The following is an 11761-nucleotide window of genomic DNA, read 5'->3' as shown; positions in this document are numbered from 1 at the left end:
GGTGATCGGGCGGGGCCCACGGCAGGCCGAGGCCCTGGGTGACGTCGTTTAGGTGGACCAGGGTCTCGGTCAGGCTCATGGCCACGAAGCCGGTCGGGTCGGCGAGGCCCCACGGGTGGTACGCGCGCACGTCCGGCGGGGCGACGCGGGCGACGGCGACCATCAACCCCCCACTGGCGTCCAGCACTTCGAGCAGCCCCGGCACACCGCTCGCCGGCTCGGCGCGGACGAAGTTGTTCGGCCCGCCGGGCGACCGGCGCGTGGCCGCGAAGGGCACGTACCGGTCGCCCGGCGGCCGCGCCGGGCCGAGCTGGGCGGCGTACGCCAGCAGGTCGTCGGCGAGGTGCTCGACGGTCTCCCAGCAGCTCCAGGTGAGCGGGCCGGCGGGCCGCGACCAGTCGGCGTCGGCCGGGGCGCCGCGCAGGGTGTCGACGGCGAGCCGCACGGCGAGGGCGAGGTCGTCGGGCGTCGGTGATTCGATCATGCGCCGGAGGCTAGTCTCACGGCCGCCGGGAGCGGAAGGTGCGGCGCAGGTCGTCGACCCAGGCCCCGGGGTTCTCCCACGGGATGAAGTGGCCGCCGCGCTCGTGGGCGGTGAGGTTGACGTGGTTGTACCAGGCGGCCCGGTCGCTGTCGAGGAAGCTCTGGACCCGCCGGTCGGTGCTGACGCCCGGCGGGTTCTCGTACCCGACGAAGGTGATCCCGGTCGGCGCCTCCACCACCGGCCACCGGTCGTGCGAGGGCCGCCACGGGTGGCGGTCGATGTTGGCGTAGTAGCGGATCGAGGAGCCGATGGCGTTGTTGGCCCAGTAGACGGTGGCGTGGGTGAGCAGGTCGTCCCGGCTGAACACCTTCTCCACGTCCCCGTCGTGCTCGCTCCAGCCGTCCCAGCGGGCGAGCAGCCAGGCGAGCAGGCCGGCCGGGGAGTCGCTGAGACCGGCGGCGAGGGTGGCCGGTTCGAGCATGTGGGTGGTGAGGTGGACGGCGAAGCGGCGCTCCAGTGCGAGGGCCCGCTCACGGATACCGTCGGGCAGGTCGTCGGGCAGCGGGCGGCCCTGGGTGATGCTCCAGGCGCGGTCGCCGCTCAGGAAGTCGAGCCGCTGGCCCGAGCCGATGTGGATGCCGTACAGCGCGCCGGCGTACTTGTGGCCGAGCTGGCCGCAGACCAGCGCGCCGATGTCGCAGCCGCCCGCCGCGTAGCGCCCGTACCCGAGGGTGCGGGTCATCAGGCTGTGCCAGAGGTCGGCGACCTGGACGAAGGTGAGGTCCGGGTGCCCGGTGAGCGGGCCGGGGAAGCCGAAGCCGGGCAGGGAGGGGACGATGACGTCGAAGGCGTCGGCCGGGTCGCCGCCGTGCGCGCCGGGGTCGGCGAGCGGGTCGATCACCTTCGACCAGTGCCAGAAGGTCCACGGCCAGCCGTGGCTGAGGATCAGCGGGACGGGGCGCGGCCCGACGCCGGCCCGGCGCAGGAAGTGCACGGGGGTGCCGTCGACCGTGACCGTGTAGTTCTCGTAGGCGTTGATCGCGGCTTCGGCGCGGCGCCAGTCGTAGCCGTCGCGCCAGTACGTGAGCAGGTCGGCGAGGCGCGCCCGGGGCACGCCGTACGACGGGTCGTCGGGCTCGCCGAGCGGGAGACGGGTGCGGGCGAGCCGGTCCCGGAGGTCGTCGAGCACCTCGTCGGGCACGTGGATCGGGGTGGGGGAGAGCGGGAAGGGTGCGGTGTCCATCCGGGGCTCCTTACCGGGTCTGCCGGGTCTGCCACAGCAACCTATCCACACCACCCGTGCCTCGGGACGGTGGGCTGCCTGTCAGTGCCGGCAGGTAACCTCGCCAGGTCGAGAACCCCCAGGAAGGATGCCCGTGACGATCCCCGCACCGCAGCGGCCCCAGCCTCCCGCCGGCTGGGTCTCCACCGGCCTGAGCTGGCACGACGGCCGCGCCCTGCTCGGTGCCGTGCGCGGCACCCGGGTGCACGAGCGTGCCGTCGCGCCGGGGGCGGAGGTGGGCTGGCTGCTCGGCGGCCCGCGCCGCTGCGTCGGCGCCTGGCTGGCGGGGGCGACGGAGCGCACGCCCTGCCCGCACCACGCGGTGATCGAGCCGGACGGCGGCGCGACGCAGTGCCCGGCCTGCCAGAGCGTGGACCGAGGCCTGGCCCTGGCCCGGGACATGATCCTCGACGACGGCCGCACCTACCTGCTCTACCTCGCCTGGTTCGGCGAGGGCCTGCTGAAGGTCGGCCTGACCGCCGAGCAGCGCGGCGACAGCCGACTGCTCGAACAGGGCGCGCTGGCCTACGCGTTCACCGCCCGCGGCGGCCTGCCCGCGGTGCGCCGCGCCGAACTCACCGTCGCCGCCTCGGGGATGGCCCGCGAACGCTTCAAGTCCCGTGTCAAGACCGACCACTGGTGGGCGCACGGCGATGCCCCGCACCGCCGTACGGTGCTCACCGAAGCCCGCGCCCGGGCGCACCGGCTGCTGGACGGCCACGCCGTGGAACTGCTCGCCGACCGCCCGGTGGTCGACCACGTCGACCGCTTCGGGCTCGGCGCCGGCGCGCCCGAGAGCTACCGGGAGATCGCCGGCCTGGCCGACGGGGCGGTGATCGCGGGCCGGCTGCGCCCGCCGGTGGGGCGGCACCTCTTCCTCGACCAGCCGGACGGCTCCGGCCCGCTGCTGCTGGACACCCGGCGCCTCACCGGCTGGACGCTCACCCCCGTCGTGGGTCGCGCGGCCGAGGGTCTCACCCTCCAGGAGCGCGTCCGCCCGCCGGAGCCGGACACCCAGGAGGCGCTCTTCTGACCCCAATGCTGGTTGCGTATTGAAACCGCAGGCCTTAGCCTCGTCCCTGCCGGTTTCAACCTGCTACCAGCATGGAGCGAGTTCGACCATGATCGCCGCCCACGAGACCTTCGACGGCACCTTCCCGTACAGGCCGCACTTCAGTACGGCCCCCGGCTTCCCGATGCACTACGTCGACGAGGGCTCCGGCCCCGTCGTGCTCTGCCTTCACGGTGAACCCACCTGGGGCTACCTCTTCCGCGACCTGGTCCGCCGGCTGGCCCCGACCCACCGGGTGGTGGTCCCCGACCACATGGGCTTCGGGAAGAGCGCGACCCCGGCGGACCGCCGGTACCGGTTGCAGGACCACGTCGACAACCTGGAGGCGCTGGTCGACGACCTCGGCCTGCGCGAACTCACCCTCGTCCTACACGACTTCGGCGGTCCCGTCGGCATGGGCCTGGCCGCCCGGCGCCCCGGGCTGATCGCCCGGGTGGTGAGCGTCAACGGGCCCACGCCGTTCGGCCAGCCCGGCCTCGGCGCGACGCTCGCGGCCAACGCGGCCGAGTCCCCCTGGTTCGGCTGGATCGCCCGGGCGCACGCCGACGGCAGCCTGGACGCCGTCCTCGGCGAACTCGGCTACACGATCCTCAGCACCCTGAAGCTCAACGGCTTCCAGAACAACGCCCTGATCACCGACACCTGGCTGCGCGCCTACGGCTCGCCGTTCCCCACCCGGGCGGAGGCCGCCGGGGCGCTCGGCTGGGCGAAGGGCTTCGCGACCGGCGAGCACGTGTTCGAGACCCCGAGCGCCGAGGCCCGTGCGGCCCTGGCCGCGCTGCCCGCGCTCGCCCTCTGGGGTACGGCCGACCGCACCCTCGGGGCCCGGCACTTCCTGCCGCTGTTCGCCGAGGCGTTCCCGCGCGGCCGGGCCGTGGAACTGCCGGGCGTCGGGCACTACAGCCCCGAGGACGCGCCGGAGGCCGTCGCGGACCTGCTGGAGGAGTTCCTCGCGGAAACCGGCTGAGCGGGAAGCCGATTGAGCGGGAATCGGGCTGAGCGGGAAGCAGGCTGAGCGGGAAACCGGCTGATCAGCCCAGCTTGCTGCGCACCCCGCCCGGCCCCGAGCGGGCCCGGCGGGAGAGCGGCGGCCGGGAGGGCCGGACGTCGCCGCGGCCGGCGGCCGGCTCGACGGGCTCGGCGGCGTGCCGGGCGAGCGCGGCCCGGGCGGCGGCCAGCGCGACCCGGGCGAGCAGCGGATCCTCCCGGACCCCGGCGGCGCGCTTGGCACTCTGGCAGTCGGAGCACCAGACCGGCGAGGCCGGCCCCTCCGGGTAGCGCATGTCCTCCGGCGGCAGGTAGTGCCCGCCGCACTCGACGCACTCGAAGACCAACCTCATCCGACGATCACCGTCCCGGATCCGTGGCACCGACCGCAGGGCGACCAGAACGTGTGGACGCTGGGCACCATGCTTCCTTCCTCGTCCAGTTCGACCGTTGCCTCGGTCTTCTGGGTCCCCCCGGACCCGCCGCAGCCGGAGCAGGACTGAACCTCGGGCATATGCCGTCCTTCCGTAGCGGAGGACCACCGTAGCGCGATTTCCGGCGGGGAAGCACCGCGCGCCGCGATCCACCACCCGTACGGGGAGCGCGAACCACCCCCGCACGGAGTCGGCCCCTCGCGACGAGCACCGAACGCGAGGGGCCGACCGTCCATGGGAGTGTCAACTACGGGCGGCCCGCAGGAACTCCCGGTTCATCGCCGCGATGCTGGGCAGCGGAATGCCCTTGGGGCAGGCGGTGGCGCACTCGCCGGTGTTGGTGCAGCCGCCGAAGCCCTCGGCGTCCATCGCCGAGACCATGTCCCGCACCCGGGCGGAGCGTTCGGGCGCGCCCTGCGGCAGCACGTTGAGGTGCACCACCTTGGCGGAGGTGAACAGCATCGCCGAACCGTTCGGGCAGGCGGCCACGCAGGCGCCGCAGCCGATGCACTCGGCGTGCTCGAAGGCGGTGTCCGCGGCCTCCTTGGGCACGGGCGTGGCGTGCGCCTCGGGGGCGCTGCCGGTGGGGGCGGTGATGTAGCCGCCGGAGCCGATGATCCGGTCGAAGGCCGAGCGGTCCACCACCAGGTCCTTGACCACCGGGAAGGCCGCCGCCCGCCAGGGCTCGACGTCGATGGTGTCGCCGTCGCGGAAGTGCCGCATGTGCAGCTGGCAGGTGGTGGTCCGTTCGGGGCCGTGCGCCTGGCCGTTGATGACCATGCCGCAGGCGCCGCAGATGCCCTCGCGGCAGTCGTGGTCGAAGGCGACCGGCTGGTCGCCGCGGGTGATCAGCTCCTCGTTGAGGGTGTCGAGCATCTCCAGGAAGGACATGTCCGGGCTGATCCCGCTGACCTGGTAGGTGGTCATCGACCCGGGGGCGTCCGGGCCCGCCTGGCGCCAGATGCGCAGGGTGAGGTTCATGCGTAGCTCCGCTGGGTGGGGTGGACGTACTCGAAGTCGAGCGCCTCGCGGTGGAGGACGGGCGCGTTGCCGGTGGCGGTGAACTCCCAGGCGGCGGCGTAGGAGAACTCCTCGTCGCGCCGGGCGGCCTCGCCCTCGGGGGTCTGGCTCTCGGTGCGGAAGTGGCCGCCGCAGGACTCGGAGCGGTGCAGCGCGTCCAGGCACATGAGCTCGGCGAGCTCGAAGTAGTCGACCAGTCGGTTGGCCTTCTCCAGCGACTGGTTGAGTTCCTGCCCGGTGCCGGGCACCCTGATCCGGCGCCAGAACTCCTCGCGCAGCTGCGGGATCCGCTCCAGCGCGCGCTTCAGACCGGCCGCGTCGCGGGCCATCCCGCACTCGTCCCAGAGGAGTTCGCCGAGCTCCCGGTGGAAGGAGTCCGGGGTGCGGTCGCCGTTCACCGCGAGGATCAGGTTGAGCCGGTCCTCGACCTCCGCCTCGACCTCGGTGACCACCGGGTGGTCGGCGGGCACGGCGGCCACCGGGTTGCGGGCCAGGTAGTCGTTGATGGTGGGCGGCAGCACGAAGTAGCCGTCGGCGAGGCCCTGCATCAGCGCGCTGGCGCCGAGCCGGTTGGCGCCGTGGTCGGAGAAGTTGGCCTCGCCGATCGCGAACAGGCCGGGGATGCTGGTCTGGAGGTCGTAGTCGACCCAGAGCCCGCCCATCGTGTAGTGGATCGCCGGGTAGATCCGCATCGGCACCCGGTACGGGTCCTCGGCAGTGATCCGCTCGTACATGTCGAAGAGGTTGCCGTACTTGGCCTCGACGGCGTCCCGGCCCATCCGGCGGATGGCGTCGGCGAAGTCCAGGTACACGCCCTGTCCGCCGGGGCCGACGCCGCGGCCCTCGTCGCAGACGTTCTTGGCGGCCCGGGAGGCGATGTCGCGCGGCACCAGGTTGCCGAAGGAGGGGTAGATCCGCTCCAGGTAGTAGTCCCGCTCGTCCTCCGGGATCTGCGCGGGCGGTCGGTCGTCGCCCTTGGCCTTGGGCACCCAGATCCGGCCGTCGTTGCGCAGCGACTCGCTCATCAGGGTGAGCTTGGACTGGTGGTCGCCCGAGCGCGGGATGCAGGTGGGGTGGATCTGGGTGAAGCACGGGTTGGCGAAGTAGGCGCCGCGCCGGTGGGCCCGCCAGATCGCGGTGGCGTTGGAGTTCTTGGCGTTGGTGGAGAGGTAGAAGACGTTGCCGTAGCCGCCGGTGGCGAGGACGACCGCGTCCGCGGTGTGGCTGGTGATCTCGCCGGTGACGAGGTCGCGGGCGACGATGCCGCGGGCCCGGCCGTCGACCACCAGCAGGTCGAGCATCTCGGTGCGCGGGTGGATCTCCACGTTCCCGGCGGCGATCTGCCGGGAGAGCGCCTGGTAGGCGCCGAGCAGCAGTTGCTGGCCGGTCTGGCCGCGGGCGTAGAAGGTGCGGGAGACCTGCACGCCGCCGAAGGAGCGGGTGTCCAGCAGGCCGCCGTACTCGCGGGCGAAGGGCACGCCCTGGGCCACGCACTGGTCGATGATCTCCACCGACACCTGGGCGAGCCGGTGCACGTTGGACTCGCGGGCGCGGAAGTCGCCGCCCTTGACGGTGTCGTAGAACAGCCGGCGGATCGAGTCGCCGTCGTTGCGGTAGTTCTTGGCCGCGTTGATGCCGCCCTGGGCGGCGATCGAGTGGGCGCGCCGCGGGGAGTCCTGGAAGCAGAACTGGACGACGTGGTAGCCCTGTTCGGCGAGGGTGGCGCCGGCCGCGCCGCCGGCCAGGCCGGTGCCGACCACGATCACGGTGTGCTTGCGCCGGTTGGCCGGGTTGACCAGCTTGGCGTCGAACTTCCGCTGGTCCCAGCGCTGTTCGATCGGCCCGGTGGGGGCCTTGGTGTCGGCGATCGGCTCGCCGACGGTGTAGTCCAGGTAGCTCACTTCACCACTCCGGTCATCACGGCCACGGGGACGGACAGGAAGCCGGCCGTCAGGACGAGGGCCAGGCCGTTGGCGGTCAGCTTCAGCGCCCGGTCCCGGCGGGCGTTGTTGGCGCCGAGGGTCTGCGCGGCGCTCCAGAAGCCGTGCCGGATGTGGAGGCCGACGGCCAGCATCGCGACGATGTAGATCACGTCGCTGTACCAGCGGCCGAAGGTGCCCACGATGTTCTGGTAGACGTGGCCGTGCTCGGCGACCGGGTTCACGGTGAGCGTGGTGAGGTCGAGGACGTGCCAGACGATGAACAGCGCCAGGATCACCCCGCCCCAGCGCATGGTGCGGGTCGCGTAGCTGGCCCGGCGGCGCTGGTGCACGTACTTGCTCGGGCGGGCGGCGAGGTCACGGCGGCTGAGCTGGTACGCGGACACGCCGTGCAGCACCACGGCGGCCACCAGGCCGACCCGGGCGAGCCACAGGAACCACTCGTGGCCCAGGAACGGCTGCCCGATGGTGCGCAGCCAGGCCGCGTAGCCGTTGATGTCGTCGGGGCCGAAGAAGACCTTCAGGTTCCCCAGCATGTGCGCGACCAGGTACAGCAGCATGGCCAGTCCGGTGACGGCCATGACCGCCTTCTTGCCGACGGTCGACCGCCACAGGATCGCCAAGGTGGACGGATGCCGGTCCGTCCGAGTCGCGGTTGTCATGGCAGCAACGGTAGGGACAGGCACCAGAGTGCGTCCAAGACATGCTGCGGCTGGTGACGATAGCTGTGGCCTATCGGGACCGCCTAAGCTGGTCATGTGCAGCTCCAGCAACTCCGCTACTTCGTGGCCGTCGCCGAGACCCGGCACTTCACCCGGGCGGCCGAGGCCGCGCACGTGGCCCAGCCGTCGCTGTCCCAGCAGATCCGGGCGCTGGAACGGGAGTTGGGCTCCGAACTGTTCCACCGGACCAGGGGCAACATCGCGCTGACCGACGCCGGGGACGCCCTGCTGCCACTGGCCCGGCGCATCCTCGCGGACACCGAGACCGCCCGGCTGGCCGTCCAGGAGACGGTGCAGCTGCGCCGGGGCCGGGTCCGGCTCGGCGCGCCGCCGAGCCTGTGCACCAGCCTGGTGCCGGACGTCCTGCGGGTCTTCCGGGACCGCTACCCGGGCGTGGCGCTGGGGGTGCGCGAGGGCGGCTCGCGCGACCTGGTCCGCTGGCTGGCGGCGGGGGAGCTGGACCTCGCGCTGATCATCACCCCGCCGAGCGGGGAGGCGGCGCCCGCCCTCGCGGTCACCGAACTGCTGCACGAGGAGCTGGTGTTGGTGGCCTCCGCCTCGGCGGCCTCCGCCGCGCGGCGCTCACGGCGCACGGTCCGGGTCGCGGAGCTCAGGGGCCGGCCACTGGTGATGTTCCGGGAGGGCTACGACGTGCGCGAGGCCACCCTGGCGGCCTGCCGGGCGGCCGGGTTCGAGCCGGAGTTCGCGGTGGAGGGCGGCGAGATGGACGCGGTGCTGGGCTTCGTCCGGGCCGGGCTCGGACCGGCCGTGGTGCCCGGCATGGTGGCCGCGCGCTCGGGCCTGGCCGTCACCCCGTTCGCCGCGCCGGGCCTGGGCCGCACCATCGCCGTCGCGCACGGCCGCGAGGTGCCGCCCACCCGGGCCGCCGAGGCGCTGCGCTCCACCCTGCTGGCGCACCTGCACGACGCCGCCGGATCGGGTGAACTTCCGCCGGGCACGCGGCTGTTGCTGTGACGGAGGGGCCGAAAGCGGCGGCCCCTCCGTCGGCCCGGCGGGCCATGTCGGCAGCAGTCGGGTCAGGCCGTCAGCAGTCGGGTCAGGCCGGCAGCACGGCCTCGATCGCGGTGATCAGCTCGGCCGACTCCGGCTCGACGCGCGGCCGCAGCCGGGCCGCGACGGTGCCGTCCGGGGAGACCAGGAACTTCTCGAAGTTCCAGGAGACGTCCCCGGCCTGGCCCTCGGCGTCGGCGGTCTCGGTCAGCCGGGCGTACAGCGGGTGCCGGTCCTCGCCGTTGACGTCGGTCTTCTCGAACAGGGGGAAGGTCACGCCGTACTCGGTCGAGCAGAAGGCCTGGATCTCCGTGGCGCTGCCCGGCTCCTGCCCGGCGAACTGGTTGGAGGGGAAGCCCAGCACGGTGAACCCGCGCTCGGCGTAGCGCTTCTGGAGGTTCTCCAGGCCGGTGTACTGCGGGGTCAGGCCGCACTGGGAGGCGACGTTGACGATCAGCAGCGCCTTGCCCTTGTAGTCCGCCAGCGAGGCGGCCTGGCCGGCCAGGGTGCGCAGCGGGATGTCGTAGAGGCTCACGGTGGAGGTCCTTTCGGCGGATCGGCAGGGGGTGTCGCCCGGGCACACGGTAGCGGTCCCGGACGGCTCAACCGCGCCGGCGCCGCCCGTGTTCCGCTGTTCCGCGCACGTGGGGGCGTGCGGAGCGGCGCGTACGCCCCCACGTGGCGGGTTCACGGCGCCGACGGGTGGGGCGCCAACGGCCGGATGGCGGTCGGCGCGTGCTCGGGGAGGGTCGCGGTCTCCTCGAACTCGTTCACCTTGTCGATGTCGGCGGCGGCCATCGAGATGTTGGTGACCCGCTCCAGGATCGCCTCGACCACGACCGGGACGCGGAACTCCGCCGCCAGCTTCTTCGCCTCCTCGAAGGCGGGCAGCAGGCCCTCGGGCTCGGTGACCCGGATCGCCTTGCAGCCCAGGCCCTCGGCGACCCTGACGTGGTCGACGCCGTAGACGCCCAGCTCCGGCGCGTTGACGTTCTCGAACTCCAGCTTCACCTGGAAGTCGATGTCGAAGGTGCGCTGCGCCTGGCGGATCAGGCCCAGGTAGGAGTTGTTCACCAGCACGTGGACGTACGGGATGCGGTGCTGGGCGCCGACCGCCAGCTCCTCGATCATGAACTGGAAGTCGTAGTCGCCGGAGAGCGCGACGACCTGCCCCCGGGGGTCGGCGGTGGCGACGCCGAGCGCGGCCGGGACGGTCCAGCCGAGCGGGCCGGCCTGGCCGCAGTTGATCCAGTGCCGCGGCCTGTGGACGTGCAGCAGCTGGGCGCCGGCGATCTGGGAGAGGCCGATGGTGGTGACGTAGCGGGTCTCCGGCCCGAAGGCCCGGTTCATCTCCTCGTACACCCGCTGCGGCTTGAGCGGCACGTCGTCGAAGTGGGTGCGGCGCTGGAGCCGGGCCCGGCGGGCCTGGGTGGCGGCGGCCCACGCGCTGCGGTCCTTGAGCCGCCCGGCGGCCCTGAGCTCCCCGGCGACCTGGAGGAAGAGCTCCAGCGCGGCCTTGGCGTCGGAGGCGATGCCGAGGTCGGGGGCGAAGATCCGGCCGAGCTGGGTGGGCTCGATGTCGACGTGGACGAACTTCCGGCCCGCGGTGTAGACGTCCAGTCCGCCGGTGTGGCGGTTGGCCCAGCGGTTGCCGATGCCGAGGACGAAGTCGGAGGCGAGGAAGGTCTCGTTGCCGTAGCGGTGCGAGGTCTGGAGGCCGACCATGCCGGCGTTCAGCTCGTGGTCGTCCGGGATGGTGCCCCAGCCCATCAGGGTCGGCACCACGGGGACGCCGGTCAGTTCGGCGAACTCCCGCAGCAGTTCGGAGGCGTCGGCGTTGATGACGCCGCCGCCGGCCACGATCAGCGGGCGCTCGGACTCCTGGAGCAGCGCGAGGGCCTTCTCGATCTGGACCCGGTTGGCGGCCGGTTTGTAGACCGGCAGCGGCTGGTAGGCCTCGGGATCGAAGTCGATCTCGGTGAGCTGGACGTCGATCGGCAGGTCGATCAGCACCGGGCCGGGGCGGCCGGAGCGCATCAGGTGGAAGGCCTGCTGGAACACGCCGGGGACCTGCGCGGCCTCCAGCACGGTCGTGGCGGCCTTGGTGACCGGGCGGGCGATCGAGGCGATGTCGACGGCCTGGAAGTCCTCCTTGTGCAGCCGGGCGACGGGCGCCTGGCCGGTGATGCACAGGATCGGGACGGAGTCGGCGATGGCCGAGTACAGGCCGGTGATCATGTCGGTGCCGGCCGGGCCCGAAGTGCCGATGCACACGCCGATGTTGCCGGCCGCGGCCCGGGTGTAGCCCTCGGCCATGTGGGAGGCGCCCTCGACGTGCCGGGCGAGGGTGTGCCGGATCGCGCCGGAGGCCTTGAGCGCGGCGTAGAACGGGTTGATGGCGGCGCCCGGCACGCCGAAGGCGACGTCGACGCCTTCGAGCCTGAGGATCTCCACGGCCGCGCGGGCGGCTGTCATACGAGGCATCGGATCACTCCTGCGTCGGCCCGCAGTGGCTCGGAGGGCTCATCTCCAGAATTCCACTATACGGAAGAACGGTTTCTGTATGTGGAATCACGGTAGGGCGGTTCTCGTCGGGGCGTCAAGAGGAGATTCAACAGAACGTTGAAAGGTGGTCGAGGTTCGCACGCCAGGACGACGACCGCTCTGGTGTACCCGGGGAAGCGGAGCCTCCGGGCCGGAAAAGCGCACCCGGCGTGCAGTGCCGGTGAAGGGGTGGTGCCCGAGGTCGGCCCGCCCCGCCGACCTGGGTACCGTCGGTGGCACGCCGGGCCCGTGACGTCCAACTGAG

At 72.7% G+C, this 11761-nt stretch carries 11 protein-coding genes; 3 read left to right on the top strand and 8 right to left on the bottom strand.

Annotation, left to right across the window (positions count from 1 at the left end; all coding sequences use genetic code 11):
- Together J0670_RS15830 and J0670_RS15825 are read right to left on the bottom strand one after the other, a co-directional pair.
- Window positions 1-484: maleylpyruvate isomerase N-terminal domain-containing protein (locus J0670_RS15830; RefSeq protein ID WP_207812212.1), on the bottom strand; the 484-nt coding region annotated here is incomplete at its 3' end.
- Between the two features lie 16 nt (window positions 485-500).
- Complete coding sequence (locus J0670_RS15825) at window positions 501-1727, bottom strand: epoxide hydrolase family protein (protein WP_207812211.1); 1227 nt, start codon at window positions 1725-1727, stop codon at window positions 501-503.
- A 133-nt stretch (window positions 1728-1860) separates the two neighbouring features.
- Here J0670_RS15825 and J0670_RS15820 point away from each other — a divergent pair, with 133 nt between their 5' ends.
- Both J0670_RS15820 and J0670_RS15815 read left to right on the top strand, forming a co-directional pair.
- Complete coding sequence (locus J0670_RS15820) at window positions 1861-2799, top strand: DUF2797 domain-containing protein (protein ID WP_207812210.1); 939 nt, start codon at window positions 1861-1863, stop codon at window positions 2797-2799.
- Between the two features lie 88 nt (window positions 2800-2887).
- The gene (locus tag J0670_RS15815; protein ID WP_207812209.1) at window positions 2888-3805 is read left to right on the top strand and encodes an alpha/beta fold hydrolase; all 918 of its coding nucleotides are present in this window, start codon (window positions 2888-2890) and stop codon (window positions 3803-3805) included.
- 64 nt (window positions 3806-3869) lie between these two features.
- Here J0670_RS15815 and J0670_RS15810 read toward each other — a convergent pair whose 3' ends face one another.
- From J0670_RS15810 to J0670_RS15795, 4 genes are all read right to left on the bottom strand, one after another.
- Window positions 3870-4178, bottom strand: a complete 309-nt coding sequence (locus J0670_RS15810) for a hypothetical protein (RefSeq protein ID WP_207812208.1) — start codon at window positions 4176-4178, stop codon at window positions 3870-3872.
- Between the two features lie 324 nt (window positions 4179-4502).
- Window positions 4503-5240, bottom strand: coding sequence for a succinate dehydrogenase/fumarate reductase iron-sulfur subunit (locus J0670_RS15805; RefSeq protein ID WP_207812207.1), 738 nt, complete (start codon window positions 5238-5240; stop codon window positions 4503-4505).
- Window positions 5237-7180: a fumarate reductase/succinate dehydrogenase flavoprotein subunit gene (locus J0670_RS15800; RefSeq protein WP_207812206.1), complete on the bottom strand. Its 1944-nt coding sequence runs from the start codon at window positions 7178-7180 to the stop codon at window positions 5237-5239. The genes J0670_RS15805 and J0670_RS15800 overlap by 4 nt, the downstream gene beginning before the upstream one ends.
- Window positions 7177-7881: a succinate dehydrogenase cytochrome b subunit gene (locus tag J0670_RS15795; RefSeq protein ID WP_207812205.1), complete on the bottom strand. Its 705-nt coding sequence runs from the start codon at window positions 7879-7881 to the stop codon at window positions 7177-7179. Before J0670_RS15795 ends, J0670_RS15800 begins: the two co-directional genes overlap by 4 nt.
- A gap of 96 nt (window positions 7882-7977) precedes the next feature.
- Here J0670_RS15795 and J0670_RS15790 point away from each other — a divergent pair, with 96 nt between their 5' ends.
- Window positions 7978-8916: a LysR family transcriptional regulator gene (locus J0670_RS15790; RefSeq protein ID WP_207812204.1), complete on the top strand. Its 939-nt coding sequence runs from the start codon at window positions 7978-7980 to the stop codon at window positions 8914-8916.
- 82 nt (window positions 8917-8998) lie between these two features.
- On the opposite strand, the gene J0670_RS15785 is transcribed toward J0670_RS15790, so the two are convergent.
- Complete coding sequence (locus J0670_RS15785) at window positions 8999-9487, bottom strand: glutathione peroxidase (RefSeq protein ID WP_207812203.1); 489 nt, start codon at window positions 9485-9487, stop codon at window positions 8999-9001.
- A 152-nt stretch (window positions 9488-9639) separates the two neighbouring features.
- Window positions 9640-11436 (bottom strand): glyoxylate carboligase, encoded by a 1797-nt coding sequence (gene gcl, locus J0670_RS15780; protein ID WP_207812202.1) that lies wholly within the window; start codon window positions 11434-11436, stop codon window positions 9640-9642.
- Window positions 11437-11761: the final 325 nt, after the last annotated feature.

Source organism: Streptomyces sp. FH025 (genome assembly GCF_017427025.1).
Lineage (GTDB): Bacteria > Actinomycetota > Actinomycetes > Streptomycetales > Streptomycetaceae > Kitasatospora.
Note: the sequence above shows the minus strand (reverse complement) of the source record. Positions and strands in the feature narration are given on the sequence as shown.

What these genes read in the sequence shown, in the direction of transcription:
- J0670_RS15815 (WP_207812209.1), top strand. Translation starts at nt 2,888, where the DNA reads ATGATCGCCGCCCACGAGACCTTCGACGGCACCTTCCCGTACAGGCCG.
- gcl (WP_207812202.1), bottom strand. Translation starts at nt 11,436, where the DNA reads ATGCCTCGTATGACAGCCGCCCGCGCGGCCGTGGAGATCCTCAGGCTC.
- J0670_RS15795 (WP_207812205.1), bottom strand. Translation starts at nt 7,881, where the DNA reads ATGACAACCGCGACTCGGACGGACCGGCATCCGTCCACCTTGGCGATC.
- J0670_RS15825 (WP_207812211.1), bottom strand. Translation starts at nt 1,727, where the DNA reads ATGGACACCGCACCCTTCCCGCTCTCCCCCACCCCGATCCACGTGCCC.
- J0670_RS15805 (WP_207812207.1), bottom strand. Translation starts at nt 5,240, where the DNA reads ATGAACCTCACCCTGCGCATCTGGCGCCAGGCGGGCCCGGACGCCCCC.
- J0670_RS15810 (WP_207812208.1), bottom strand. Translation starts at nt 4,178, where the DNA reads ATGAGGTTGGTCTTCGAGTGCGTCGAGTGCGGCGGGCACTACCTGCCG.